Source organism: Nitratireductor sp. GCM10026969, from assembly GCF_042660605.1.
Classification (GTDB): Bacteria; Pseudomonadota; Alphaproteobacteria; order Rhizobiales; family Rhizobiaceae; genus Chelativorans.
Genome location: NZ_JBHSUM010000030.1, coordinates 12,196 through 39,004 on the forward strand (window position 1 = coordinate 12,196; position 26,809 = coordinate 39,004).

General features: G+C 63.9%; 27 protein-coding genes. 17 read left to right on the plus strand and 10 right to left on the minus strand.

What is annotated here, in order from left to right; all coding sequences use genetic code 11:
* Window positions 1-285: 285 nt before the first annotated feature.
* From coxB to rnhA, 11 genes are all read left to right on the plus strand, one after another.
* Complete coding sequence (gene coxB / locus ACFP9U_RS09155; protein WP_378620803.1) at window positions 286-1,161, plus strand: cytochrome c oxidase subunit II; 876 nt, start codon at window positions 286-288, stop codon at window positions 1,159-1,161.
* Window positions 1,162-1,198: 37 nt separating this feature from the next.
* Window positions 1,199-2,851 (plus strand): cytochrome c oxidase subunit I, encoded by a 1,653-nt coding sequence (ctaD, locus tag ACFP9U_RS09160; protein WP_322452681.1) that lies wholly within the window; start codon window positions 1,199-1,201, stop codon window positions 2,849-2,851.
* Between the two features lie 65 nt (window positions 2,852-2,916).
* A complete protein-coding gene (locus ACFP9U_RS09165; RefSeq protein ID WP_378620805.1) occupies window positions 2,917-3,849 on the plus strand; it encodes a heme o synthase in 933 nt (310 codons plus the stop codon).
* Window positions 3,850-3,852: 3 nt separating this feature from the next.
* The gene (locus ACFP9U_RS09170) at window positions 3,853-4,038 is read left to right on the plus strand and encodes a hypothetical protein (RefSeq protein ID WP_378620807.1); all 186 of its coding nucleotides are present in this window, start codon (window positions 3,853-3,855) and stop codon (window positions 4,036-4,038) included.
* 7 nt (window positions 4,039-4,045) lie between these two features.
* Window positions 4,046-4,651, plus strand: coding sequence for a cytochrome c oxidase assembly protein (locus tag ACFP9U_RS09175; protein ID WP_378620808.1), 606 nt, complete (start codon window positions 4,046-4,048; stop codon window positions 4,649-4,651).
* A gap of 5 nt (window positions 4,652-4,656) precedes the next feature.
* Window positions 4,657-5,538 carry a cytochrome c oxidase subunit 3 gene (locus ACFP9U_RS09180; protein WP_378620810.1) on the plus strand — a complete coding sequence of 294 codons (882 nt, stop codon included), beginning with the start codon at window positions 4,657-4,659 and terminating at the stop codon, window positions 5,536-5,538.
* A gap of 79 nt (window positions 5,539-5,617) precedes the next feature.
* On the plus strand, window positions 5,618-6,004 hold the full coding sequence (locus ACFP9U_RS09185) for a DUF983 domain-containing protein (RefSeq protein ID WP_378620811.1): 387 nt from the start codon (window positions 5,618-5,620) through the stop codon (window positions 6,002-6,004).
* Window positions 6,001-6,753: an SURF1 family protein gene (locus ACFP9U_RS09190; protein ID WP_378620814.1), complete on the plus strand. Its 753-nt coding sequence runs from the start codon at window positions 6,001-6,003 to the stop codon at window positions 6,751-6,753. Before ACFP9U_RS09185 ends, ACFP9U_RS09190 begins: the two co-directional genes overlap by 4 nt.
* Before the next feature lie 61 nt (window positions 6,754-6,814).
* Window positions 6,815-7,810, plus strand: a complete 996-nt coding sequence (gene ispH, locus ACFP9U_RS09195; RefSeq protein WP_378620815.1) for a 4-hydroxy-3-methylbut-2-enyl diphosphate reductase — start codon at window positions 6,815-6,817, stop codon at window positions 7,808-7,810.
* A gap of 101 nt (window positions 7,811-7,911) precedes the next feature.
* Window positions 7,912-8,880, plus strand: coding sequence for a homoserine kinase (locus ACFP9U_RS09200; RefSeq protein ID WP_378620816.1), 969 nt, complete (start codon window positions 7,912-7,914; stop codon window positions 8,878-8,880).
* Window positions 8,877-9,323 (plus strand): ribonuclease HI, encoded by a 447-nt coding sequence (gene rnhA / locus ACFP9U_RS09205; RefSeq protein WP_378620817.1) that lies wholly within the window; start codon window positions 8,877-8,879, stop codon window positions 9,321-9,323. Before ACFP9U_RS09200 ends, rnhA begins: the two co-directional genes overlap by 4 nt.
* Here the strand turns inward: rnhA and ACFP9U_RS09210 are convergent.
* Window positions 9,320-9,805, minus strand: coding sequence for a peroxiredoxin (locus ACFP9U_RS09210; protein ID WP_378620818.1), 486 nt, complete (start codon window positions 9,803-9,805; stop codon window positions 9,320-9,322). The genes rnhA and ACFP9U_RS09210 overlap by 4 nt on opposite strands.
* A gap of 129 nt (window positions 9,806-9,934) precedes the next feature.
* Window positions 9,935-10,720, minus strand: a complete 786-nt coding sequence (locus ACFP9U_RS09215; protein WP_378620819.1) for a protein-disulfide reductase DsbD domain-containing protein — start codon at window positions 10,718-10,720, stop codon at window positions 9,935-9,937.
* 139 nt (window positions 10,721-10,859) lie between these two features.
* Here ACFP9U_RS09215 and ACFP9U_RS09220 point away from each other — a divergent pair, with 139 nt between their 5' ends.
* Window positions 10,860-11,468 carry a YqgE/AlgH family protein gene (locus tag ACFP9U_RS09220; RefSeq protein ID WP_378620821.1) on the plus strand — a complete coding sequence of 203 codons (609 nt, stop codon included), beginning with the start codon at window positions 10,860-10,862 and terminating at the stop codon, window positions 11,466-11,468.
* Between the two features lie 70 nt (window positions 11,469-11,538).
* Here ACFP9U_RS09220 and ACFP9U_RS09225 read toward each other — a convergent pair whose 3' ends face one another.
* From ACFP9U_RS09225 to thrC, 4 genes are all read right to left on the minus strand, one after another.
* The gene (locus ACFP9U_RS09225) at window positions 11,539-14,394 is read right to left on the minus strand and encodes an EAL domain-containing protein (RefSeq protein ID WP_378620837.1); all 2,856 of its coding nucleotides are present in this window, start codon (window positions 14,392-14,394) and stop codon (window positions 11,539-11,541) included.
* 43 nt (window positions 14,395-14,437) lie between these two features.
* A complete protein-coding gene (locus tag ACFP9U_RS09230; protein ID WP_322452668.1) occupies window positions 14,438-15,034 on the minus strand; it encodes a GNAT family N-acetyltransferase in 597 nt (198 codons plus the stop codon).
* Between the two features lie 213 nt (window positions 15,035-15,247).
* Window positions 15,248-16,540: a M16 family metallopeptidase gene (locus tag ACFP9U_RS09235; protein ID WP_378620823.1), complete on the minus strand. Its 1,293-nt coding sequence runs from the start codon at window positions 16,538-16,540 to the stop codon at window positions 15,248-15,250.
* A gap of 13 nt (window positions 16,541-16,553) precedes the next feature.
* Window positions 16,554-17,951: a threonine synthase gene (thrC, locus tag ACFP9U_RS09240; protein WP_378620824.1), complete on the minus strand. Its 1,398-nt coding sequence runs from the start codon at window positions 17,949-17,951 to the stop codon at window positions 16,554-16,556.
* Between the two features lie 120 nt (window positions 17,952-18,071).
* Here thrC and ACFP9U_RS09245 point away from each other — a divergent pair, with 120 nt between their 5' ends.
* Window positions 18,072-18,641, plus strand: coding sequence for a hypothetical protein (locus ACFP9U_RS09245; RefSeq protein ID WP_378620826.1), 570 nt, complete (start codon window positions 18,072-18,074; stop codon window positions 18,639-18,641).
* 13 nt (window positions 18,642-18,654) lie between these two features.
* Here the strand turns inward: ACFP9U_RS09245 and ACFP9U_RS09250 are convergent, their stop codons facing one another.
* Complete coding sequence (locus ACFP9U_RS09250) at window positions 18,655-19,347, minus strand: HAD family hydrolase (protein ID WP_378620827.1); 693 nt, start codon at window positions 19,345-19,347, stop codon at window positions 18,655-18,657.
* Between the two features lie 153 nt (window positions 19,348-19,500).
* A complete protein-coding gene (locus tag ACFP9U_RS09255) occupies window positions 19,501-21,126 on the minus strand; it encodes a vWA domain-containing protein (protein WP_378620828.1) in 1,626 nt (541 codons plus the stop codon).
* 158 nt (window positions 21,127-21,284) lie between these two features.
* Here ACFP9U_RS09255 and ACFP9U_RS09260 point away from each other — a divergent pair, with 158 nt between their 5' ends.
* Window positions 21,285-22,418 (plus strand): site-specific DNA-methyltransferase, encoded by a 1,134-nt coding sequence (locus ACFP9U_RS09260; RefSeq protein ID WP_378620830.1) that lies wholly within the window; start codon window positions 21,285-21,287, stop codon window positions 22,416-22,418.
* A gap of 22 nt (window positions 22,419-22,440) precedes the next feature.
* On the opposite strand, the gene ACFP9U_RS09265 is transcribed toward ACFP9U_RS09260, so the two are convergent.
* Together ACFP9U_RS09265 and mutY are read right to left on the minus strand one after the other, a co-directional pair.
* Window positions 22,441-23,052 (minus strand): HAD family hydrolase, encoded by a 612-nt coding sequence (locus ACFP9U_RS09265; RefSeq protein WP_378620831.1) that lies wholly within the window; start codon window positions 23,050-23,052, stop codon window positions 22,441-22,443.
* Window positions 23,049-24,176, minus strand: a complete 1,128-nt coding sequence (mutY, locus tag ACFP9U_RS09270; protein WP_378620832.1) for an A/G-specific adenine glycosylase — start codon at window positions 24,174-24,176, stop codon at window positions 23,049-23,051. The genes ACFP9U_RS09265 and mutY overlap by 4 nt, the downstream gene beginning before the upstream one ends.
* A gap of 49 nt (window positions 24,177-24,225) precedes the next feature.
* On the opposite strand from mutY, the gene ACFP9U_RS09275 reads away from it, so the two are divergent.
* From ACFP9U_RS09275 to ACFP9U_RS09285, 3 genes are all read left to right on the plus strand, one after another.
* Window positions 24,226-24,741, plus strand: a complete 516-nt coding sequence (locus ACFP9U_RS09275) for a DUF721 domain-containing protein (protein WP_378620833.1) — start codon at window positions 24,226-24,228, stop codon at window positions 24,739-24,741.
* 114 nt (window positions 24,742-24,855) lie between these two features.
* A complete protein-coding gene (locus ACFP9U_RS09280; protein WP_378620834.1) occupies window positions 24,856-25,560 on the plus strand; it encodes a DsbA family protein in 705 nt (234 codons plus the stop codon).
* A gap of 51 nt (window positions 25,561-25,611) precedes the next feature.
* The coding region (locus tag ACFP9U_RS09285) for an AAA family ATPase (RefSeq protein WP_378620835.1) at window positions 25,612-26,809 on the plus strand (1,198 nt) is incomplete at its 3' end.

Genomic DNA, 26,809 nt, shown 5'->3' on the forward strand with positions numbered 1-26,809 from the left:
ACGCTCTCGCAGGCTGCGGCGAGGGGCGTTGCTTCCGCTTCCTCGAGCTTCGTAGCGGAATTGGTCATAATTGCGAAGGCGTGCGTGCAAAATGCGGAGGAAGCGCTATGAAGAGAAAAAATGCCGCATGCCAGGTTCCACGCCTTTCTTGCGGTTCCGATGAGAGTATGGTTTGAACGCGCCTGTATCGAAGCCAAGCGTCAATGCCGCTTGCCGCCAAGCAGCATCCTTTGGCGTATTGTGGGGTCGCGCCGGCAGGGCATTGATCGGGAGATGACGAGGGTGATGAAGAAGTTTGTAGCGAGCCTTGGGCTTTTCGCGCTGTCGCTTTCTGCCACCGGGGCCTATGCCACGCCCGAGCCGTGGCAGGCGCGCTTCCAGGCAGCGGCGACGCCCATCATGGAAGAGATCATCTGGTTCGAGCAGTACACGCTGTGGTTCATCACGCCGATCACGCTTCTCGTGATGGCGCTTCTGGCGTGGTGCATCTATCGCTACCGGGCGAGCGCCAACCCGGTGCCCTCGCGCACCAGCCACAACACCCTGATCGAGGTTCTGTGGACCGTCGGCCCGGTGATCGTGCTGCTTTTCCTGGCCGTGCCGTCCTTCCAGCTTCTAACGTCCCAGTACACGCCGGACGAAGAGCCGGCCATGACGATCAAGGCGACGGGCGTGCAATGGTACTGGGACTTCGAGTACCAGGCCGAGGAGAACCCGCTGTCCTTTACCTCGCTCCTGCTTCAGGAGGGCGATCGCGCCGCTGCCGGCAAGGAGAATCTCGAGCAGTATCCGCGCCTTCTGGCCGTCGACAATGAAGTCGTCGTGCCGGTCGACACGACGGTGCGCGTTCTGGTCACGGCCAGCGACGTCATCCATGCCTTCGCCATGCCGCCCTTCGGCATCAAGGTCGATGCCGTGCCGGGCCGCATCAACGAGACCTGGTTCAAGGCGGAGCGCGAGGGCCTTTATTACGGCCAGTGCTCGGAGCTCTGTGGCAAGGATCACGCCTTCATGCCGATCGCCATCCGCGTCGTCTCAAAGGACCGGTTCCAGACTTGGTACGCAGCGGCGCAGGACGACCTCGAAGGCGCCAATCGCGCCTTGTTGGCGGCGCTGGAAAATGGCGGAAGCGAAGAGACGGTCGCATCCGCCGCCGAATAGGCCCGTGCGACCCAGGGAAAAATTGGAGCGGTAGGAAATGGCGAGCGCTGCAACTTACAACGATCACGACGACCATAAGCCGAAGGGCTGGGTGCGCTGGGTGTATTCCACCAACCACAAGGACATCGGCACGCTCTACCTCATCTTCGCCATTATCGCCGGCGTCATCGGCGGCTTCCTTTCGGTGATGATGCGCTGGGAACTGGCGGAGCCGGGCATCCAGATCTTTCACGGCCTGGCCTCGATGGTCTACGGCTTCGAGGGCGCGGCGGCGATCGACGCCGGCAAGGAGATGTACAACGTCTTCACCACCGCCCACGGCCTCATCATGATCTTCTTCATGGTCATGCCGGCGCTCATCGGCGGCTTCGCCAACTGGATGGTGCCGATCATGATCGGCGCGCCGGACATGGCCTTCCCGCGCATGAACAACATTTCCTTCTGGCTTCTGCCGCCGGCCTTCATCCTGATGCTGCTCACCATGTTCGTGCCGGGTGCTGCAGGCAGCTACGGCGCCGGAACGGGCTGGACGCTCTATCCGCCGCTGTCGACCGCCGGCCAGCCCGGTCCCGCAGTCGATATGGGCATTCTGGCACTGCACATCGCTGGCGCCTCGTCGATCCTCGGCGCCATCAATTTCATCACCACCATCTTCAACATGCGCGCGCCGGGCATGACGCTGCACAAGATGCCGCTGTTCGCCTGGTCCGTTCTGATCACGGCGTTCCTGCTGCTTCTGTCCCTGCCGGTGCTGGCCGGCGGCATCACCATGCTTTTGACCGACCGCAACTTCGGCACCACCTTTTTCGCGCCGGATGGCGGCGGTGACCCGATCCTCTACCAGCATCTCTTCTGGTTCTTCGGGCACCCCGAGGTCTACATCCTCATCCTGCCCGGTTTCGGCATCGTCAGCCACATCGTGTCGACCTTCTCGCGCAAGCCCATCTTCGGCTATCTCGGCATGGCCTACGCGATGGTTGCCATCGGCGTGATCGGCTTCGTGGTCTGGGCGCACCATATGTACACGACCGGCCTGTCCCTCGACACGCAGCGCTACTTCGTCTTCGCCACCATGGTGATCGCCGTGCCGACGGGTGTGAAGATCTTCTCCTGGATCGCCACCATGTGGGGCGGGTCGATCTCCTTCCGCGTGCCGATGCTGTGGGCGATCGCCTTCATCTTCCTGTTCACCGTCGGCGGCGTGACGGGCGTGCAGTTGGCCAATGCCGGCCTCGACCGGGCGATGCACGACACCTATTACGTGGTGGCCCACTTCCATTACGTTCTGTCGATGGGCGCGGTCTTCGCCATCTTCGCCGCCTGGTATTACTGGTTCCCGAAGATGACGGGCTACATGTACAACTCCTTCGTGGCCCGGCTGCACTTCTGGATCACTTTCATCGGCGTGAACCTGATTTTCTTCCCGCAGCACTTCCTCGGCCTTGCGGGCATGCCGCGGCGCTACATCGATTACCCGGATGCCTTTGCCGGCTGGAACATGGTGTCCTCCTACGGCTCCTATCTGGCGGCCATCGGCGTGCTGGTCTTCCTCTACGGCGTGGCGGAAGCCTTCGCGAAGAAGCGGGTGGCAGGCGCCAATCCCTGGGGCGAGGGTGCAACGACGCTGGAATGGCAGCTTTCCTCGCCGCCGCCCTTCCACCAATGGGAAGAACTGCCGCGGATCCGGTAGAACAGAGCGCGGCGCGGTCTGGACGGTTGTGCCGGCCGCGCTAGCTCAAAGCAGAACGTGACGTCATGGCGCTGGTTGAACGAGAGCATATCGATGAAAGGCCCGGCCCTCTCTCCGAGGCGACGGCGGGCGACTTCATCGCGCTTTTGAAGCCGCGCGTCATGTCGCTGGTCGTCTTCACCGCCTTTGTCGGCATGCTCCTGGCGCCGGCATCGCCGCATCCGTTTCTGGCAGTCATCGCCATGCTGGCGATCGCCGTCGGCGCGGGGGCGTCGGGCGCGCTCAACATGTGGTACGACGCCGATATCGACCGGGTGATGGCGCGCACGGCGAACCGCCCCGTGCCGAGGGGCCGGGTCGCCCCGGGGGAGGCGCTCGGTTTCGGCCTCGTGCTCGCTGTCCTGTCGGTCATGACACTCGGGCTCATGGCGAACTGGCTGGCCGCCAGCCTGCTGGCCTTCACGATCTTCTTCTATGTCGTCGTCTACACGATGTGGCTGAAGCGCTCGACGCCGCAGAACATCGTCATCGGGGGTGCGGCGGGCGCCTTGCCGCCGATGATCGGCTGGGCGGCCGTCGCCGGCACGGTGACGGTGGAGAGCCTCGTCCTGTTCCTGATCATCTTCCTGTGGACGCCGCCCCATTTCTGGGCGCTGGCGCTCTTCAAGTCCGGGGACTATGCGCGCGCCGGTATCCCGATGATGCCGAACGTCGCTGGCGAAAGGCATACCAAGAGGCAGATCTTCGCCTATTCCCTGGCGGTCGCCGTGAGCGGCGTCCTGCCCGCGGCCCTTGGGTTTGCGAGCCTTGCCTACGGCGTCCTGGCAGCGGCGCTCGGCGGCGCCTTCGTCTGGTACGCCTGGCGCGTTTTGCGGCTGGAGGACGGCGACCGTGCCATGCGTCCGGCAAAGGCGTTGTTCGGTTTTTCGCTGGTTTATCTTTTCGCCATCTTCGCCGCGTTGCTGGTCGATGGGCTGGCTTCGCGGTTGGGAGCCTGATGGATGCCGGACGATGGGCGCAACGAACGCGACAATCGTGAAGACCGCGTCACGCCAACCCAGGCGCAACTGCGGGCACGGCGCAACCGCAACATCGCGATTGCGCTGGCGCTGGCGGCTTTCGTTATCCTCCTCTATCTGGGCAGCATCATGAAGCTGGGGCCCGCCTTGTTCAACCGGTCAATGTGAGAGCGCGATGAGCACGAGCAGTTCCCTTGCCGCCCGCAATCGCCGCAACCGCAACGTTGCCATCCTCTGCGTGGCCGTGTTTGCCGGCATGGTCGGGATGTCCTACGCGGCCGTGCCGCTCTACCGGATCTTCTGTCAGGTGACCGGTTACGGCGGCACGACGCAGCGCGTGGAACAGTATTCCGATACGATCCTGGACCGCACCATCGTGGTCCGCTTCGACGCGAACACCAGTGCCGAACTGCCTTGGGATTTCAAGCCGAAACAGCGCCAGGTCGAGTTGCGGATCGGCGAGACGACCGAGATTTCCTACGAAGCCACGAACCTTTCCTCGAGGCCGACCGCGGGTACTGCGACCTTCAATGTCGCGCCAGCCCTGGCCGGAGCCTATTTCAACAAGGTGGAATGTTTCTGCTTCACCGAACAGGAACTGCAGCCCGGCCAATCCTACGACATGCCGGTGCAGTTCTTCATCGACCCGGAGATCGTGAACGTGCCTGAACTGAAGAACCTGAAAACCATCACGCTTTCCTACACCTTTTATCCGCTGCAACAGGAATCGGCCGAAGCGCCGCAGCCCGCCGCAGCAAAGAAACAGAAGATCGGGGGTTGAGAGACATGGCTGGCGCCCACGCAAAGCATCACGATTATCACATCATCGATCCGAGCCCGTGGCCGTTTCTCGGTTCGGTCGGCGCGCTGGTCATGGCTTTCGGTGCCATCGCCTGGATGAAGGCGGCGCAAGGCGCCTCCTTCCCGCTGTTCGGGGTCGATCTGGCGGCGGCGAACTTCTGGATATTCCTGGTCGGTCTCCTGATCGTGCTCTACACCATGTTCGCCTGGTGGGGAGACACCATCCGCGAAGGGCAGGAGGGTCATCACACACGGGTCGTCTCACTGCATCTGCGTTACGGGATGATCATGTTCATCGCGTCGGAGCTGATGTTCTTCGTCGCGTGGTTCTGGGCCTTCTTCGACGCCAGCCTCTATCCCGGCGAGGCGGCCCAGGTCAGCCGTGCCGAGTTCACCGGCGGCGTCTGGCCGCCCGAGGGCATCGAGGTGCTCGATCCCTTCCATCTGCCGCTGTACAACACGATTATCCTGCTTCTGTCCGGCACGACGGTGACGTGGGCCCACCACGCGCTGCTCGAGGACGACCGCAAGGGACTGATCACCGGCCTGACGCTGACGGTGGTGCTCGGGGTCCTGTTCTCCTTCGTGCAGGCCTATGAGTACATGCACGCGCCGTTCGCCTTCCGCGATTCGATCTACGGCGCCACCTTCTTCATGTCCACGGGCTTTCACGGCTTCCACGTCATCATCGGGACGATCTTCCTGGCGGTGTGCCTGTTCAGGGCGCTTGCCGGCCATTTCACGCCGCAGCAGCATTTCGGCTTCGAGGCGGCGGCGTGGTATTGGCACTTCGTCGACGTGGTGTGGCTCTTCCTGTTCACCTTCATCTATGTGTGGGCATCCGCCGGCGCGACGATCGCCCATTGAGACGCGACGCGAAAAGCATGAAGGGGGGCGGCCGCAAAAGCGGCTGCCCCCGTCGTTTTTCGAGAGGTGATGCACGGCAATGAAAAAGGATGAGGCCTTCTGGCCGCCGGTCGATCCGGTCCGTGCCGGGCTCGCCGGCCGCTGCCCGCGTTGCGGTGAGGGGAAGCTCTTCTCCGGCTTTCTGACGGTGGGCCGGCGCTGCGCCAGTTGCGACCTCGACTATGGCTTCGCCGATGCGGGCGACGGACCGGCCGTTTTCGTGATTCTCATCATCGGCTTCGTGGTCGTCGGGCTGGCGCTCTGGATGGAAGTGAACACGAACGCGCCGCTGTGGCTGCACTTTCTGCTGTGGGTGCCGCTCACACTGGTCCTTTCGTTGGGCGCGCTGAGGTTGATAAAGGGCCTCTTGATCGCCCTTCAATACCGCAACAAGGCCGCCGAGGGACGCCTGGACCGGTCGCGATGACGACAATGACGATGCATCATAGCCGCCGGCGCGGAAATCTTCTGCTGCTCGTCTTCAGCATACCGGTGCTTGTCCTTCTTCTGGTGCTCGGCACCTGGCAAGTGAAACGCCTGCAGTGGAAGGAGGCTCTGATTGCGCGCATCGAGGAGCGCATCGCCCAGGAGCCGGTGCCGCTCGAGGAGGTCACCCGACTTTATAGTCAAGGCGCGGACATAGACTACCGCCCGGTCCGGCTGGCCGGCTCCTTCCGACACGACGCCGAGCGGCACTATCTGGCGACCTGGCACGGGCAATCCGGTTTCTTCGTGCATACTCCGCTGCGGCTCACTGACGGGCGCTACATCTTCGTCAATCGCGGTTTCGTGCCCTATGACCGCAAGGATCCCGCCACCCGTCCGGAAGGGCAGAGGGCGGGGCAGATCGAGCTCGGCGGTCTTGCCCGCACGGCCCCGCAGGAGAAGCCTTCCTTCATCGTTCCCGATAACGATCCGGCAAAGAACATTTTCTACTGGAAGGATCTCGACGCCATGGCGAGCTCCGCGGGGCTCGCCGAAACCGAGGTCTATCCCTTCTACGTGGACGCCAATGACAGTCCCAACCCCGGCGGGCTTCCCGTCGGCGGCGTAACGCGCATCGACCTGCCCAACAATCATCTGCAATACGCCGTTACCTGGTACGGTCTCGCCTTTGCGCTCGTGTGCGTTCTGGTCTACTGGTTCGCGCGCGGTCGGCGGGACGATGAGGCTTGACAACGGGTGCCGGGCGCACCCACTTTCCGCGCAAACAGGAGAATTTGGTTTGGAAACGGCTGTGAAGCGGAAGCTGACCCTCCGGCTGTGCGGCCCGCGCGGCTTTTGCGCCGGTGTCGACCGGGCGATCCAGATCGTCGTCCTGGCGCTGAAGAAGTATGGCGCCCCCGTCTATGTCCGCCACGAGATCGTGCACAACCGCTATGTGGTCGAGGGCCTGGAGGAGCGCGGCGCCGTCTTCATCGAGGAACTCGACGAGATTCCCGATACGCATCGCGACTGCCCGGTCGTCTTCTCCGCTCACGGCGTGCCGAAATCCGTGCCCGCCGATGCGGAACGGCGCAATCTCTTCTATCTCGACGCCACGTGCCCCCTCGTCTCCAAGGTGCACAAGCAGGCGCTCAGGCATCTCAGGCACGATCGGCACGTGCTCCTCGTCGGTCATGCGGGGCATCCGGAGGTGATCGGCACGATGGGCCAACTGCCGGAGGGGACGGTCTCGCTCGTGGAAACCGAGGAGGATGCGAAGCGCTTCGCGCCGCCTGAAGGCCGGGGCCTCGGCTATGTCACCCAGACCACGCTTTCGGTGGACGACACCGCCGGCATCCTCGACGTCCTGCAGGCGCGGTTTCCCGCCTTGCAGGCGCCGGCGTCCGAATCCATCTGCTATGCCACCACCAACCGCCAGCAGGCGGTGAAGGAGGCGGCGCCCGGAGCCGATCTCTTCCTCATCGTCGGCGCGCCGAACTCCTCCAATTCCCGGCGCCTGGTGGAAGTGGCCGAAAGGGCAGGGGCGCGTCGGGCGCTTCTGGTGCAGCGCGTCTCCGACATCCCCTGGCCGGAGATCGGTTCGATTTCCGTGGTCGGGCTGTCGGCGGGGGCCTCCGCCCCGGAGATCATCGTCGACGAGATCATCGATGCTTTCGCCGAGCGCTATGACATGACCGTCGATCTCGCCATCGCCGCCGAGGAGAATGAGAATTTCCCCGTCATGCGTGCCTTGCGCGACGTCGAGTTGACCCGCGCCGACATGGCCTTCGTCAACGGCATGGGCTAGCGGGCTATCTCGGTGGAATCAGCAAGATCGGATATGCCGGTGTCCTTCCGCGCCTCCTCTGTCCTGTCCGAATTCAACTGAAAGGCGGATAACCTCCCCCGATGGCCGTCTACACCGACATTTCCGAAGAAGAGCTGGGAGCCTTCCTCCGCCACTATCAGGTCGGCGATCTGCTTTCCTATAAGGGTATCGCCGAGGGAACGGAGAACTCGAACTATCTCCTGCACACCTCCGAGGGCGCTTTCATCCTCACTCTGTACGAGCGCCGGGTGGATGCGGCGGATCTGCCGTTCTTCCTGGGCCTCATGGAGCATCTGGCGCAGCGCGGCGTTTCCTGCCCGCTGCCCGTGCACCGGCGCGACGGGGCACTGGTCGGGACGCTGGCCGGCCGTCCCGCGGCACTCATCACCTTTCTGGAAGGCATGTGGATGCGCCGGCCCACCCCCGCTCACTGCAACGAGGTGGGCAAGGCGCTGGCGGGTCTCCACAGGGCCGCGGCGGATTTCCCGCTGACGCGGAAGAACGCGCTTGCTCCGGACGGGTGGGCGCCCCTGTGGGAGCCCTCCAAGCCGCGCGCCGACGAGGTGGAACCCGGCATCGCGCGCGAGGTGGAAAAGGATTTCACCGACATCACCCGACACTGGCCGACGGACTTGCCGGAAGGCATCATCCACGCCGATCTCTTCCCCGACAACGTCTTCTTCCTGGGTGGTGAGCTTTCCGGTCTCATCGACTTCTATTTCGCCTGCAACGACCTGCTGGCCTACGACATCGCTGTCTGTCTGAACGCCTGGTGCTTCGAAAAGGACCTTTCCTTCAACCTCACCAAAGGGGCCGCCCTGCTTGCGGGCTATCAGAGCGTGCGGCCGCTTGAGCCGGGCGAGGCCGAGGCGTTGCCGTTGCTCGCCCGCGGCGCAGCCCTGCGCTTCCTTTTGACACGTCTCCACGACTGGCTGACCATTCCCGACGGGCTACTTGTGGAGAAGCGCGATCCCATGGAATTCGTGCGGCGCTTGCGCTTTCACCGGCAGATTGCCTCGCCCACCGAATACGGGGCGGACATTCGGTGAAAAGGGTGGAAATCTTCACCGATGGCGCCTGTTCCGGCAACCCCGGCCCCGGCGGCTGGGGGGCGGTCCTGCGCTACAACGGCGTGGAGAAGGAGTTGTCCGGCGGGGAGGCGGAGACCACCAACAACCGCATGGAGCTGAAAGCGGCGACGGAAGCGCTGAATGCGCTCAAGGCGCCCTGCGAGGTCGACCTCTACACCGACAGCAATTATGTCCGCGACGGTATTTCCGGCTGGATCGAAGGCTGGAAGAGAAACGGCTGGAAGACGGCGGCGAAAAAGCCGGTCAAGAACGCCGAACTTTGGCAGGCGCTGGACGAGGCGCGCCGCCGCCACAAGGTGCACTGGCACTGGGTGCGCGGGCATGCCGGCCATCCCGAGAACGAACGCGCAGACGCGCTGGCACGCACCGGTATGGCACCCTTCAAGAGGCGCACGGGTTAAAGCTGCTCGAGGATGCGCGCTGCACCACTCGTGACCGCCTGACCGGTCTTTTCCTCGATATTGAGGTGTTTGACCACACCGTCCTCGACAATCATTGAGAAACGCTTGCAGCGGTTACCGAGCCCGCGCACGGAAAGATCGGTCTCCAGGCCGAGCGCACGGGTAAAGGCACCATTGCCGTCGGCCAGGAACATCAGCTTGTCCTCGGCGCCCATGAAGCGCGCCCAGGCTCGCATCACGTGGTGGTCGTTGACCGCCAGGACGGCGATCGCGTCGACCCCGCGGCCGAGGATCGCATCATAGTTTTCGACGAATCCGGGAACATGGTTGTTGCTGCAGGTGGGGGTGAAGGCACCCGGCACGCCGACGAGCACCACGTTCCGGCCGGCAAAGAATTCGCGCGCGCCGATATCCTCCGCGCCTTCGGGCGAAGCCTTCTTGATTTGTACGTCGGGCAGGCGGTCACCGATGGAAATCGTCATGCTTCATCTCCTGGGATGGTCGAATGTGAGCGGGGAGGTTTTGTTCCACCGGAAGGCAAACGCGGGAAAGCCGAAACCTAATGCAAAGGATGTAGGAAGGCCAGGCACCATGACAATGGCCGCCGGACTCTATGGCAGGGTGAGTGTGCCGCTGACGGCGTCTTCCCCGAAAACCAGGGTGTAGTCGAGCGCCGCGCCGGCCCCGGCAAGGACCTTGGCGGAGAAGGTCGCTCGGCCCTCCTCGTGAGCCTTGAGTTCGGGCATGGTGATCTGTGCACCCTCCGGCGCGACGATAAAGAGCGCCGGCTTCCCCGTTCCCGACGGCAACACGGTATCGAACTCGATGCTGCCCTTCCGGCGCGAGACGTTTGTCACCGAAAAGCCCGCATGCGCCTCGTCCGGAAGGGAGGCAAAGGCGGCATCGACCGTGGCGGCGTCGGCCGGGTCAAACGGGTTGGCGCCCGCGTCGAAAGAGAACTCGGCTTGAAAAGGGATGCAGATTGTTTCGCATATGCCCAGGAACAGGCTGCCTTCGATGATGCCGGCGCTTTCCGATCCACTGAGAGAGAAGACAACCGGCAGCGCCACGCTCTTCTTATAACCCGCCCATATCGCGTAGTCGTCCTCGACGCGTTCCGGTGCGGGATAGAGGATTTCCACACCGACGATCTCCGGTGACTGCCGCAGGTCGATCTGCGGCGGGATGCCGGATGCGCCCGGGTTCCGCCAATAGGTTTTCCACTCCGGTTTCAGCCTGATTTCGAGCGCGCCGCGCAGGCGGCCTTGCGTGTCGGAAAGGCCGGAGGTGACGAGACGCACCGCGCCTCCCTCGCTCTTGAACCAGGAAGTGGAGGCTGCAGATGCCGGCATTGAGGAGAGGGCGAGTACCGCCAGGATGAAAGGGAGGCGCAACATGGAAAATACAGTGGTCCTTCGCAATCGTTCTCGCAACGCGCGCCGCACGCAAGCATCCATCATTTTCCCGTGAGGGAGATAGGGAGCGGAGTGATCTGATGTCTTTCAAGCGTCGCCAAAAGGGGTTAGGCTTTGCTCTATGGAACGGGACATCGGCGCCAATAGGGCAAGCCCGTCGGGCACCCTGCAAAACCATTTCCTGATCGCCATGCCGGGCATGCGTGACGAGCGGTTTTCGCGCTCCGTCATCTATTTGTGCGCCCATAGCGATGAAGGCGCCATGGGCCTCATCATCAATCGCACACAGCAGTTGGGCTTTACCGACGTGCTGGTGGAGCTTGGCATTCTCGATCGCAGCCAGTCGATCCGTCTTCCCGCCCACGCCCGCAATATGGCCGTGCGTAGCGGAGGCCCCGTGGATCGCAGCCGGGGTTTCGTCCTGCACAGCGGCGACTACGTGGTTGACTCCTCCATGCCTGTCTCCGACGAGGTGTGCCTGACGGCGACCATGGACATCCTGCGCGCCATTTCCAACGGACGAGGCCCACGCCAGGCGCTGATGGCGCTCGGTTATTCCGGCTGGGGCGCCGGCCAACTGGAAACGGAGATCGCCGAGAACGGCTGGCTATCCTGTCCAGCCACGCCGGATCTTTTGTTCGACGGCGAGGTCGAGAGCATCTATGACCGCATCCTCGCCTCCATGGGCGTCGATCTGACCCATCTCAGCCATTCCGCCGGCCACGCCTGAGGGGTGCTGTCTTCGACTCGCCAGCAAACAAGAACGGGCGCGTTTTCCTCGCCCGTGCATCAGCGGCGTTTCAGCTTGCGACAGGTTTCAACGGGTTCTGTTCCGTCAACAGCCTCAAGCTTGCCTCCGCATCGGCCGGCTCGCCGAAATGGAAGCTTTGCGCATATTCGCAGCCCATGAGGCGCAGCTCTTCCGCATCGTCTTCGCTGCTCACGCCCTCGGCGACGACGGACAGGCCCAGTTCATGTGCCATGGTCACCATGGATTTGAGCAGAACGGTGCCTTTCGTGCTCGGGTCGACGAGAAAGCTCCTGTCGATCTTAATGGTGTCGAAGGGGAAGCGCGTCAGATAGGCGAGTGAGGAATAGCCAGTGCCGAAATCGTCGAGCGACAGGCCGATGCCGAGCTGCCTGAGCTTGGCAAGCACGTGGGCGGACTGCTCGGGATTGTCCATGATGAGGGATTCCGTCAGCTCGAGCCGGAAGCAGCGCGGCTTGATGTTGGCACGTGCGATCACCGAGCGCACGTCGCCCACCAGGTCGCGGCGGATGAGCTGCCGGCTCGACAGGTTGACGGAAACGAAGAGCGGCATGTCGCCGAGCTCCTTCTGCCAGTGGTAGAGATCGTCCGCGCTCTGCTGCATGGCGTGATGTCCGAGCTGAACGATGAGCCCCGAGCTTTCGGCAATGGGAATGAAGTCGGAGGGCGGAATCGTCCCGCGGCGCGGATGCTCCCAGCGCAGAAGTGCCTCGAACCCGGCAATGGTGCCGTCTTCCAGCCTTATGATGGGCTGATAGACGAGCTTGATCTCCTTGCGCTCGACGGCGCGCCGCAGGTCCGACTCCGTTTGCAGGCGGTCCGTGCCGATGGACCGGAAGCCCGGTCGGAAGGGTTCGATGCGGTCGCCGCCGAAGCGCTTGGCCTGGTACATCGCCAGTTCCGCGTCCTTCAGCATCTCCTCGGCTGAACTCTGGGCAGAGGTCCAGGAGACAAGCCCGATCGAGGGGGTAAGCACGATCTCACGCTTGGCGAAGGTGACCGGAGTGCGCACGGCCTGGCGAACCGCGTCGGCCGTGGAGGCGATCCGTGCCGGCTCCTGCTCGGACAAAAGCATCATCGCGAACTGATCGCCGGCCACGCGCGACAAGGCATCACCGGGTTTCATCACCCGGTGCAGCCGCCGTGCGATGGTCAGCAGGATCGTGTCTCCGGCGGAAATACCAAGTTCGTCGTTCACCTGCTTGAAGCGATCGATATCGATGACGAGCACGGTCGGGCGGATATTGCGCTCGTTGCTGGCCATGGCGATGGTCGCGTCGAGCCGGTTGAGGAAGAGCTCGCGATTGGGCAGGCCGGTCAGGTTGTCGTGCACCGCATCGTGCAGCAGCCGTTCTTCCGCCTTCTTCTGTTCGGTGACATCCACCATGGTGCCGACGCAGCGGATCACTTCCCCGTCGGAGCCGACCACAGGGCGCGCGCGCAGCATGAACCAGTGGTAGTGCCCGTCTGCTCCGCGCAGCCGAAAGTTTTGGGCGATGCGTCCACGCCGATGCTCCAGGACCACGTCGAGCGTGGTGCGGAACGTGTCGCGGTCGTCGGCGTGAAGCAGTGGCAGCCAGCTCCGCGCCGGTCCATGCAGGCTGCCCGCGGGCAGCCCGAGCTGACGGCTCGCATCCGGCTTTGTCACCACCTTGTCGCGCAGCACGTCCCAGTCCCACACGATATCTCCGGAGCCGGCAACGGCGAGCGCCTGTCGCTCCATGTCGCTGAACAGGCCTTGGAAGGGACTGCTGCCGGAAAAGGCATGCTGCATGACGGTAAAGCCGATCAGCAGGACGATCAGAATGAGACCGCCGCCGATCGCCGGTTCGACGATGTCGTTGTTGAGCGTTCCGGTCACCGCCATCCAGGCGCCGACCACCCACACCAGCACCATCAACCAGCTCGGCACCAGCATGATCGCGCGGTCATAGCCTTGCATGCCCAGATAGACGATCAGCCCCATGCCCACCACCGCCGTGGCGGCGAACGACAGCCGCGCGATGCCGGCCGCCATCGCGGGATCGATCCAGGCGACGCCCAGCAGGATCGTAAGGCCGGTGATCCATGCCAGCACCCCGTAGCTGAAGTGCTCGTGCCAGCGGTTGAGGTTCAGATAGGCAAAGAGGAAGATGACGAAGCTCGCCGCCAACGCGATCTCGGTGCCGGCACGCCAGAGCTGCTCGCTGCCGCTGGAAATGTCGATAATGCGGGTCAGAAACCCGAAATCGATGGCGATATAGGCCAGGATTGCCCAGGCGAGTGCCGCGGTGGCCGGGAACATGGAGGTTCCCTTGACCACGAAAAGGATGGTGAGGAAGAGCGCCAGCAGCCCCGCGATCCCGATCACGATACCGCGGTAGAGGGTGTAGGAGTTGACGGTCTCCTTGTAGGCTTCCGGGTCCCAGAGATAGACTTGAGGAAGGTTGCGCGAGGAAAGCTCCGCGACGAACGTGATCACGGTTCCGGGATTGAGTGTGACCAGGAACTCGTCGCCATCGTTGCTTTCTTGCCGGTCGAGCGCGAAGCCCTCGCTGGGGGTAATGGCGGCGATGCGTTGCGAACCCAGATCGGGCCAGATGAGGCCGGAACCGACGAGGCGAAAATGCGGCGCGACGATCAAGCGGTCGAGCTGCTCGTCGGTGGTGTTGGCCAGCGCGAAGACGGCCCAGTCGCCGGTTGGGCGATCGTCCTGGGCTTCCACCTCGATGCGGCGCACGATGCCGTCCGCCCCCGGCGCCGTCGAGACCTGGAAATTCGCACCCTGGTCCCGGTAGATCTCCACCGCACGGGACAGATCCAGCGCCACATCGTCACGCGATATCTTGATCGGTTCGATCGCCGAGGCCGGTGCCGAGAGAACAGCCGCAAACAGTGCCGCGAACAGGACAAGAACCCAATGTGCGGCTGGTGACGAACGCAACAAGAAATCAGCCTCGCTTATACTTCGCCCGATCGTCCCCCGCTACGAGCGCGTAGAGATAGTGATCCTGCCATGAGCCGTTGATTCGAAGGTAGGATCGCAAAAGTCCTTCGCGCTGAAATCCGGCTTTTTCAAGCAATCTTATCGAGCGTTTGTTATCGGGAATACAGGCGGCTTCGAGGCGGTGCAACCTCAGCGTCTCGAATGTGAACGGGATAACGCGTTCGAGCGCATCCAGCATCAGGCCGTGCCCGGCGAAGCGCTCGCCCATCCAGTATCCGAGATGGCCCGATTGGGCTACGCCGTGGCGGATATTGCTGACCGACAGCCCGCCGGCCAACCTGCCTCCGCTCTTCTCGAAGAGAAAGAAGGAGATGCCGGTGCCGCGATCGAATTCCTCGCGATAGCGCTTCAGGCGTTGACGGAAGGCGCGCCTCGAAAGCTCGTCCGGCGCCCACTGTGGCTCCCAGGGTTCCAGAAAAGTGCGGCTTTCTCCGCGCAGTTGCGCCCATTCCGCATAGTCCTGCCAAAGAGGCATGCGCAAAAAGACAGCCTTTCCCGTAAGCGTCGGCAGGTCGCGGCCGAAGAAAGGCGTGTTGAACATGTCATTGTAGCCTAGAGGCTGTCGGGGACCATGGATGGGCCTGCGCAGGACCGATCGTGGCCGCCTCGGCCGAAGGCGTCGGTGGGCAAGCTCGGCCTGGCCCGTCGAAAAGCTCGACCATATTCTCGATACCGACGGCACACTTTCGTCATCCGGTCCGTTGTCCGACCTTCCTCGCCCAAGGCAGATTCCATCTCAAGTTCCTGCCGGTCTCTAAACCGCAAGCTTGTGCGGGAGGCTATGCGGCGTGACGAGCCGGTCGTGGATCGTCTCGAACGATGCCAGCGCGCCCACCGGACCGATGGCGGTGATCGTCGGCCTGGAGGTGAAGAGACGCCCTGAAAGGTCCGCCAGCCTGTCCACGGTCAGGCCGGCGAGACGGTCCATCAACTCGTCGGTGCCGATCGGCCGTCCATAGAGCAGGAGTTGCCGTGCAATCTGCGAGGCGCGGCTGGCCGGGCTTTCCCGCGACATCATCAGGCCGGCGCGGTACTGCGCCCGCGCGCGATCGAGCTCCGCCTGGTCGATGCGCTCGCCCGCCATCTGCAATTCTTTCAGGATCACCGGTATCAGTTCTTCAATGTCACCCTTGCCGGTCGCCGCATGCACACCGAAGATGCCCGTGTCGGAAAACCCCCAGTGAAAGGCGTAGACGGCGTAACACAGCCCACGCCGCTCACGAACCTCCTGGAACAGCCGCGAGGACATGCCGCCACCCAGGATCATCGAAAGCACCTGCGAGGCGTAGAAATCACGCACGTGGTAGGCCCGGCCCTCGAAGCCGAGGATGATCTGCGCGTCCATGAGGTCGCGGTGCTCGCGGTAGTCGCCGCCGACATAGTGGGCATATTGCGGCACCACGGCCTCGGCCTTTTCGCGAAAGGAACCCAGGCGCTCCTCGACCTGGCGCACGAAGCTTTCGTGGTCGACGCCGCCGGCGGCCACCACCACCATGCGCTCGGCGCCGTACTGGCGCTTCAAAAAACTGTGCAGTTGCGGCGAGGAGAAGGACTCGACCGTTTCCGGCGTGCCCAGGATCGAGCGGCCGATGGCCTGATGCCGGAAGGCGGTTTCGGTGAAACGGTCGAAGACGCAGTCGTCCGGCGTGTCCTGGGCGGCTCCGATCTCCTGCAGGATCACATGCTGTTCGCGCTCCAATTCGAGCGGATCGAACCGGGAATCTGTCAGGATGTCAGTGAGGATGTCGATCGCCAGGGGCAGATCGTCGCGCAAGACGCGCGCGAAAAAAGCGGTCGTCTCGACGCTCGTGGCGGCGTTGATCTCGCCCCCGACATCCTCGATATCCGTCGCGATCTGGAGCGCGCTGCGCTTGCCGGTTCCCTTGAACGCCATGTGCTCGAGGAGGTGGGCGATGCCGTGCTCGTCCTCCCTCTCGTGACGCGAACCCGACTTGACCCAGATACCCATTGCGACCGATTCAAGGTTGGGAAGGGTTTCGGTCGCCACCGTCAAGCCGTTCGACAGACGGCTTACCTCAACATTCATACAATTACGCTCCCTAGACTCCTGCCCGCGAATGGCGTCTCACGTGATCTTCCACCATTTTCAGGTCCGATGGAAGGATCGTGTAGTCTTCCTTCTTTTCCATGAGCCCTTCCAACCAGTCCGGCAAGGCCGGCGTCAAGCCGCAGGCATCCTTGACGGCCTGCGGGAACTTGGCCGGATGGGCGGTGGCCAGGACCACCATCGTCTCCTTCCCGGCGGCCCGGTCGCGCGCCACCGTCAAGGCGGTGGCCGTATGCGGGTCGGCGAGATTGCCGCTCTTTTCGAGCGTTTCGCGGATGGTTGCCGCGGTCTCGTCGATCCCTGCGCGTCCGGCGGTGAAGTCGGTGCGGATCCGAGCAAGCGTTGCTTCGGAGACCGTAAAGCTGCCGGATTGGCGTAGGCCGTCCATATAGCCGCGAACCTCGGCGGCGTTCCTGCCCGACGCTTCGAATAGCAGCCGTTCGAAATTCGAAGACACCTGAATATCCATCGATGGCGATGTTGTGGCAACGACGTCGCACGTGGCGTATTCGCCATCGGCCAATGCGCGCGCCAGAATGTCGTTCTCATTGGTGGCGATGACCAGCCTGCCGATGGGAAGGCCCATCAGCTTCGCCGCATAACCGGCGAAGATATCTCCGAAATTACCTGTCGGCACGGTGAAGGAAACCGGCCGGTCGGGTGCACCGAGCGAGACGGCGGCCGTGAAGTAGTAGACGATCTGGGCCATGATGCGGGCCCAATTGATCGAGTTGACGCCGGACAGCAGGACTGCATCGCGAAAGGCGTGGTCGTTGAACATCGCCTTTACCAGACCCTGACAATCGTCGAAATTGCCCTCGATGGCGATCGCCTGGACGTTCGCGGCACCCGACGTCGTCATCTGCCTCTGTTGCACGGGCGAGACGCGCCCCTGCGGGAAAAGGATGAAGATGTCTGCCCGCTCGGCCCCGGCGAAGGCGTGGATAGCCGCCCCGCCGGTATCGCCGGAAGTGGCGCCGGCGATGGTCATTCGCGCCCCACGTTCGCCAAGAACATGGTCCATCAGCCGGGCGAGCAATTGCATCGCCACATCCTTGAAAGCGAGTGTGGGCCCATGGAACAGTTCCAGCACGAACTCGGCCGGCCCCGTCTGCACCAGCGGGCAGACCGCCGCGTGGCGGAACGTGGCGTAGCTGTCGTCGATGATGCGCTTCAGCGTTGCCTCGGAAATCTCGCCGCCGATGAAGGGCCTGATGATGGTAAAGGCAGTCTGGGCATAGGGGAGGCCGCGCATGGCGCGGATCTCCTCGGCCGAAAAGCGCGGCCATTCGCGTGGAAGATAAAGCCCTCCGTCGCGTGCAAGCCCTTGCAGAAGCGCGTCGGAGAAACCCAGAGCCGGAGCCTCGCCGCGCGTACTCACATAGTCCATCATCTTGCTCCGGATCTACAGATCGCCAAAAGGTCGGGGGAAATGCGCCAAACTGTCGGTCGAAATTTCTCCGCGCGGTTGGTATAGAACAGCGACCTTGTCATAGGAAAGTGTGAGTTCATGGGGCATTCGTTTTCAAGCAGGCAGTGTTTAGCGGCAACCCTTCTCCTCGGCGCCGCCGCCATTCTCGGGGGCTGTCAGCAGGGGCCTTCCTCGACGCAGAACACGCTCAACCCGACGCAGGCCGGTGCCGAGCCGGTGCGCGAAAGCGAGTTGAGAGCCTATTGCCCGGCGGTGACGCTGCGTGACGGGACGAACTATTTCCGCACCTTTGAGCGGGGAGGGGAAGGTGACCCGGACCGCATCGTCTATCAGGCTTCGATCGCCGATACCAGCCGGGCCTGCAAATACGGTGCCGATGCCACGACGATGACAGTGGCCGTCGCCGGCAAGATAGTGCCCGGCCCCAAGGGGCGCACCGGCGCCGTCGACATGCCGATACGCGTGGCCGCGGTGCGCGGGGACGAAGTGCTCTATTCCAATCTCTTCCGGCACTCCGTGACGGTGGGAGACACCGCCGGCGCCACCCAGTTCGTCTTCACGACGGCCGATGTCGCCATTCCGGGCGGTGTCGACCCGGCGGTCCAGCTCTTCGTCGGCTTCGACGAAGGGCCGCAGGGCGGACGCTAGAAGCAGGTGGCTTCTAGACGTTTTCCGACCATTCCGACAGGGCGGCGATGACGCCGTTGAGGTCGGCCATGCGGTGAATCGTGGTTTCAGCGCCGGCCTCCATCAGCATCTCCGCGTGCTTGGGATGGGTGTGCGAGGCCCCGGTGAAGCCGATGACGCGCATGCCGGCGGCACGCGCCCCGGCGATGCCGTGCATGGAATCCTCGATGACGAAGGTCCGTGCCGGATCGGCCTTCATCTGCTCTGCCCCGTGGAGGAACACGTCGGGTGCCGGCTTTGGCCGCTTCGTTGGCGTCTCGAGCGAGGAGAAGATGAGGCGCCTGTCGAAGAGCGGAGCAAGGCCGGTTCGCTCCAGCATCGCCACGATGCCCTCGCTCCTGGAGTTCGAGCAGATGCATTTCGGGATGCCCAGCGTCGCGACGGCCTGCGCCACGCCGTCGATCGCTTTGACTTCCTTGCGCAGGCGTTCGGCAATCCGCGTGCCCACCTGATCGATGAGTGAAGCCTGGAAGAGGATTTCCGCCTCCTTCTCGATCGACATGAGGATATCGCGAAAGGTCAGGCCGGAATAGCGCTCGGCGATCTCCTCGGGGGTGATCTCGTATCCGGCCTCGCGCAGCATCTCCGCTTCCACGCGCGCGGCGACGATTTCCGAATCCACGAGCACGCCGTCGCAGTCGAAGATGATGAGGTCCGGAGCAGGCATTGAAAAATCCATGTGCGATGAGGTTGGAGGACGTTCAGGGCAATAGCCCCGAAGGGGCCTTCCGCGCAACCGTCATGGCGGCGGCGGGTGCAGCCGTGGACCCGCCGCCGAGCTTTGAGAGAGAGTCGGAAAGCGGGACGGAGCCCCGCCTCGTCACCTCGCAAGTGGCTGATACTCGACCGTCACCTCGGTACGCTCCCCGGCCTCGACCGTAGCCACCAGATATCTTTCCGGCGTTCCGCGGCCATAGGCGACGCGCACCTGGTAAACGCCGGCGCCGAAGGTTTTTTCCGTTTCCTCGCCATAGGCTCCACCCAGAACCTCGTCCCCGGCGAGTGCCTCGAAGAACTCGATGCGGTAGGCCCCGGGGGCTCTGACGTGCAGCACGCCGGCATCGAGGTTGACCGTCGCCTGTGTGGACTTGGCCGTTTCCACGGTCACCGGGGTCATGGCTTCCGCCTGGTCGAGGCGGGCGCGCAGGAGATAGCGGCCTGCAGGCACTTCGATGCCTTCGCGGCCGGGGTCGTCATCCAGGGCGATGACAGCGCGTTCGCCATCGGCATTCGGCTCGGCATCGAGGAGGTCATACCGGACGGGGCTGTCATCCTTCATCGGTTGGCCATCCGCATAGACGGCTGACGGAAGAATGACGCCGGAACCGAAAATCAGATCGATCTCCAACTCTTCGCCGGCAGAAAGCTCACGATCTTCCACCAACACGGTGCTTCCATCACGTCCCACCGCCGTCACGGAGCCCGCGCCGACGAAGGCCGATATTTTGCCTTGTCCGATGATCACGCCGTCCGGTGAGGCCAGATCGAGATGCACATCCTTGTTCGGCTGCTTGTCCTGTGACGATTGCTTCGCCGTAACGGTGACAAGCCCCGCATTGAAGACCACCTCCGTCTCGGTTGTCTTGTCGTTCGACAGGACAATGCTGCGCTCCTTCACAACGTTGCCCAGACGCGCCTGTGCCAGATAACGACCCGGCGGCAGGTGTGTCTTGCAGACGCCATCGTTGATTCGGGCCTTGTTCCGGCCGGTTGGATTGCCCGCTTCGTCGATCGGGAGGAATTCCCATTGCACCGACTCATTGCCCGCCATCGGGGCAGAACCTTCGGCAAGCCGGGCGGTGCAGACGAGGTTGTTCTCCACCTCGACTGGTTCCGGCACCATGGTTTTCGCCAGCGCCTCGGACAGTTGCGCGGCGTCGGCCGCAGGCAGATAGCGCCCTCCCGTACTCTCGGCCATGCAGGCGACCTGCTTGCCCTCATCATCGGAAAGACCGAACCCGATGACATGAAGCGTAAAGTCCGCTCCCTTTTCTTCCAGTTCACGGGCGACTGAGCACGGGTCGGAATGGCACGTCTCGACTCCGTCCGTAATGAGAACGACGCTGCTCGGATCAGTCTGGTAGCCCATTTCCTCCGCTGCCAAACGCACCGAATCGCTTAACGGCGTTTTGCCTTTCGGAACGATTTCGTCGGCGAACCCGGTAATCCGCTTTGCCGTACCTTCGCCTACAGGAACAGCGACTTCGATATCGGTGCAGCTTCCTTTCTGACGGTGCCCGTAGACCACCATTCCCAACTGTGTATCGGTCGGGATCGCGTGCAACACATCGCGCAACGCGTTGCGCGCGATCTCGATTTTCGGCGTGCCGTCGATCTGCCCCCACATGGAATTGGAGCCGTCGAGCACAATCGTGGTCTGGCTTTGTGCGAAGGCCGGCGGGACGCAGAAGGCGAGCAAGAAAGCTAGTATGTGTAGGCGGTGCATGCCACATCTCCGTTGTAGTTTGTGCAATCAATAGTTGTATCAGTAAGGAGATGAAACAACCAAAATTAGAAATAAAGCCTCGGCCGCCGCCCTTACCGAATATTTACCCTCCTCGGTAACCATAACGGCAGGTAAACAGTCAGCGTCGAGGTGCGTTAATGTCAGCGGTGCGTCGTCTTGAGGAACTCTCCTCCTTTCCTGCCAGGGCCGAATGGCAGGACACCATTCTAAAGGGGGACTGCGTCGCCGCGCTGGAGCGTCTGCCCGAGAAATCGGCGGATCTCATCTTCGCCGATCCGCCCTACAATCTTCAGCTCGACGGCACGCTTCACCGGCCCGACCAGTCGCTGGTGGATGCGGTGGACGACGCCTGGGACCAGTTCGAGAGCTTCGCCGCCTACGACGCCTTCACGCGCGCCTGGCTGCTGGCGGCGCGCCGTGTGCTGAAGCCGAATGGCACCATCTGGGTGATCGGCTCCTATCACAACATCTTCCGCGTCGGCGCCATCATGCAGGATCTCGGCTTCTGGATCCTGAACGACATCGTCTGGCGCAAGACGAACCCGATGCCGAATTTCCGCGGCCGCCGCTTCCAGAACGCGCACGAGACCATGATCTGGGCCTCGCGCGATCAGGATGCGCGCGGTTACACCTTCAACTACGAGGCGCTGAAGGCGGCCAACGACGACGTGCAGATGCGCTCGGACTGGCTCTTCCCGATCTGCACCGGCAAGGAGCGGCTGAAGAACGCCGAGGGCGGCAAGGCCCACCCGACCCAGAAGCCGGAGGCGCTGCTGGCCCGCGTGATCCTGTCCTCGTCAAAGCCGGGTGACGTGATCGTCGATCCCTTCTTCGGTTCCGGCACCACGGGCGCGGTGGCCAAGCGGCTCGGCCGCCACTTCGTGGGCATCGAGCGCGATGCGGACTATATCGACGCCGCGCGCGAGCGCATTGACGCAGTCGAACCGCTGGAGGGGGAAAGCCTGGCGCTGATGACCAGCAAGCGGGCTGAACCGCGCGTGGCCTTCGCCAGCCTGATCGACACCGGCCTCGTCAAGCCCGGCACACAGCTCTTCGACCGCAAGAAGCGCTGGGCCGCTCACGTGCGCGCCGACGGCTCCATCGCCATCGGCCATGAAGCGGGATCGATCCACCGGCTGGGCGCGAGAGTCCAGGGGCTCGACGCTTGCAACGGGTGGACTTTCTGGCATTTCGAGGAGCAGGGGGCGCTCAGGCCCATCGACGATCTGCGGCAGGTCGCGCGCCAGAGCATGCAGGCGGCCGGCGCCTGAACTTCCGGCGGTCGACCGGCGCTCAGATTTCGATTCCGAGCGCAAGCAAATCCTTGCGCAACGTCTCGGCGTCGATGAACTGCACCGCCTGCCAGCCGACGGCCCTTGCGCCTTCGACATTGCCGGCGGTGTCGTCGATGAACAACGTGGCTTTCCGGTCGAGGCCAAAGGTCTCCGTGTGGTACGCGTAGATGGCCGGGTCGGGCTTGATAAGCCTGATTTCGCCCGACACCGTGACCCCGCGCGCCCGGTCGAGGAAGGGAAAGCGCTTTCGCGCCTCGATGAAGGTATCGGCGGCGAAGTTCGTAAGCATGGTCACGTCGTAGCCGGCCTCGATAAGATCCTCGAAAATCGCCACCGTGTCATCGTAGGCATGCGGCACCATCTCGTGCCAGTAGCGGCGAAAGCCGCGGATATGCTCGGCGTAGTCGGGATAAAGCGCGATCAGTGCGGCCTCGGCCTCCGGCCAGGTCCTTCCCCGGTCCTGCTCCAGGTTCCATTCGTGCGTGCAGACGTACTCGAAGAAGAAGCGCCGCTCCTCTTCGTCCGGGATGAGCCGGGAGAAGGGGAGCTCCGGGTCGTAGTGGATGAGAACCTTGCCGATGTCGAAGACGATGTGTCTGATCGCGTTCATTGTCCCGCCGCTTTCCGCTGTGCCTTTGTCGCTCCGGGGATCGCCGCCTCGATGGCCTTCTTCATGACCGTCGGCAGGGCCTCTCCGTTCAACGCCTCGGGTCGCGACCACCAATGATCGTCCGCGGCTGCCGCGTGACCGACCGCCGCGCGGTAGACCGAAAGCCTGAGGGTGAAGTGGGTAAACACATGTGTGACGACACCGCAAGCCGACCATTGCGCCGGGAAGGGAGCCGCTTCCGTATCCTTCTCCCCGTCACGGCGTGCCGTCCATCCGCTTGTCGGCACCTCGCTCATGCCGGCGAGCAGCCCCTTGTCCGGACGCCGGCGCAACAGAACGGCCCCGTCCTGACGGACCGCGACAAAGGCTGCCCCCTCGCGCACCGGCTTTTCCGTCTTCGGCGCCTTCAGCGGAAAGCGCTCCGCCGCGCCAAGCCTTTGCGCGGCACAATCGCCCATCACCGGGCACAGGATGCAGGAGGGGCGACGCGGGGTGCAGATGGTGGCGCCCAGATCCATCATGGCCTGGGCGAAATCGCCGGGCCGGGTGGTCGGCACCATAGCCGCGACAATGCGTCTGATCTCCGGTTTTGCCGCCGGCAGGGGCGTCTCGATGGCGCTGAGCCGGGTGACGACGCGCTCGACATTACCGTCGACAACGGCCGCCGGCCGGCCGAAGGCGATCGCGGCGACTGCCGCCGCCGTGTAGTCGCCGATGCCGGGCAGGGCCTTCAGCGCCTGCTCCGTTTCCGGGAAGACACCGCCATGGCGGGTCATCACCGCCTCGGCGCATTTCTTCAGGTTGCGCGCCCGCGAATAATAGCCGAGCCCCGCCCAGGCCTTCATCACGTCGTCGCGGTCGGCCGCCGCAAGGTCCGCTAAGGTCGGCCAGCGCTCCGTGAAAGTGTCAAAATAGGGCTTTGCCGCGCCGACGGTGGTTTGCTGCAACATGATTTCCGATAGCCACACGCGGTAGGGATCGGGGCGCCGGCCGGCGCGGATTGCATCGGGCGGCAGGCGCCATGGCAGGCGGCGGTGATGCCGATCATACCAGGCGATGAGCCGCGCCGGCAGGGCCTCGCCCCGGGTGGCTGTGCAGTTTTCGGGCGATATTTGCCGTGTCATCGGCGATGCTTATGAGCTAGAGTTTCCGCGCGGACAAGAGGTGAACCACATGGCAGGGAAAGGGCGCGGCAACAATCCCGTCCCGGTGAGCGATCTGGCGAGCGACCTGCTCGATCCGGTCCTGCGCCGGCGCGCGGGACTGTCGATCGATCTCGTCCAATGCTGGGCCGAGATCGTCGGCGAGCGGCTTGCCGAGCGAACCCGTCCCGAAAAGATCGCATGGCCGCGGCGCATGCACGAGGATGACCCCTTCGAGCCGGCCACGCTCGTCATCGCCTGCAGCGGGCCGGCCGCCCTGCACGTCCAGCACGAGACGTCCGAAATCATCGCCCGTGCCAACGCCTTTCTCGGCTTCGGCGCCATCGGCCGCGTGCGGATCGTTCAGAAGCAGGTAAACACGGCGCACACCCACAAGCGGCCACGCCCGCGCCCGCTTTCGGAGGCCGAGCGGCGCAAGCTCGCCCGCATCACCGACCCGATCGAGGACGAAGGACTGCGCGCCAGCCTGGAGCGCCTGGGCAGCAACGTCCTCGCCGCGCGCAAGAAGCCGCTCGCGGATTCGTGAGCTTGCCGCGGCAATTTGCGTTTGGCATCGGCTCGTCCTTATCTTATTTCCGCTTGCATCGTCGCTATTTTCTTTCCCGACGGTAGAATGCCGTCGGCAATATGGGTGATTCGCATGGCTGAACTGATCGCGCGCAGGCGCATTCTCCTCTCCCTCGCCGCTCTCCCGGCCGCGGCACTTCTGGCCGGCTGCGGCGACAGCGGCTCCGGCGAGGCGAACGCGCAGGATCAGACATCGCCGCTGACCACCGGCGCGGTGGATGCGCCGGAGCCCTCCGGCACGGTGGACATGACGGAACTCCTGGAGGCCGGCGCCCTGCCCGAAAGGGCGCAAGGGGCCGAGGATGCGCCGGTGACCATCGTCGAATATGCGTCGATGACCTGCAGCCACTGCGCCAGCTTCCACGTCAATACCTATCCGGCTCTGAAGGAGCAGTATATCGATACCGGCAAGGTGCGCCTGATCCTGCGCGAATTCCCCTTCGACCCGCGCGCGGAGGCCGGCTTCATGCTGGCGCGCTGCGCCGACGACAAGTATTTCGCGATGGTCGACGTGCTGTTCAAGCAGCAGCGCAGCTGGGCGGCGGCCCAGGATGCGCGTGGTGCCCTGCTCAACATTGCCAAGCTCGCCGGTTTTTCACAGGAGTCCTTCGAGGCCTGCTTGACGGACCAGCAGCTTCTGGATGATGTCAGGGCGGTGCGCGCGCGCGGCGCCGATTTCGGCGTCGAGGCGACGCCCACCTTCTTCATCAACGGGAAGAAGTATTCGGGAGCGATGTCGATTGAGCAGATGTCGGCGATCATTGATCCCCTGCTGTAAGGCAGGCGCCGACCGCGCCGGCACTTCTCCCGTGCGCCGGGGCGGGCGCGCATGAAATTCACCAAGCTCCGCCTCCTCGGCTTCAAATCCTTCGTCGAGCCCAGTGAGTTCGTGATCGAGCCCGGCCTGACCGGCGTGGTCGGGCCGAATGGCTGCGGCAAGTCCAATCTCGTTGAGGCGCTGCGCTGGGTGATGGGCGAGAGCTCGTACAAGAACATGCGCGCCTCGGGCATGGACGACGTCATCTTTTCCGGCTCGGCCACACGGCCGGCGCGCAACACGGCGGAGGTGGCGCTCTTTCTCGAGAACGCGGATCGCAGCGCGCCCGCCGCCTTCAACGATGCCGACGAATTGCAGGTCTCGCGGCGCATCGAGCGCGAGGCGGGCTCGGTCTACCGCATCAACGGCAAGGAGGCACGCGCGCGGGACGTGCAGCTTCTCTTCGCCGACCAGTCGACCGGCGCGCGCTCGCCCTCCATGGTGGGGCAGGGGCGCATCGGCGAACTGATCCAGGCAAAGCCGCAGGCGCGCCGCGCCCTCCTGGAGGAAGCGGCCGGCATTTCCGGCCTGCATTCGCGCCGGCACGAGGCGGAGCTGCGCCTGCGCGCCGCCGAGCAGAATCTCGAACGGCTCGACGACGTGGTGGGCGAGCTTCAGACGCAGATCGAAAGCCTGAAGCGCCAGGCGCGTCAGGCAGCGCGCTTCAAGAACCTGTCGGCCGAAATCCGCAAGGCGGACGCCATCCTGCTGCATCTGCGCTGGTCGCAGGCCAAGGAGCAGGAAGCCGAGGCCAAGTCGGCGCTTTCGGAGGCGACAGCGCGGGTGGCCGAGCGCGCCGGCGAGCAGATGGAGGCGGCGAAGGAACAGGCGATCGCTGCAAAGCGCCTGCCGGAACTGCGCGAGGCGGAGGCCTCCGCCGCTGCCGCGCTCCAGCGCCTGACCATCGCCCGCACGCAGATCGAGGAAGAGGCAAGGCGCGTGCGCGACCGGGCGGCCGAGTTGCAGAAGCGTGTCGCGCAGTTCGATGCCGATATCGCCCGCGAGGAACAGATGGTTCGCGACAATGCGGACATTCTGGCGCGGCTGGAGAATGAAGAGGCCTCTCTCAACGAAGCCGAGGCCGGTGCCGACGGCCGCGAGGCCGAGGCGCGTGAAACGCTCGACAAGGCGGCTGGCGAACTGGCCGAGCACGAGGAAAAGCTGTCTGCCCTGACCGCCGCGAAGGCCGAGGCGGCGGCGAGCCGAAGCC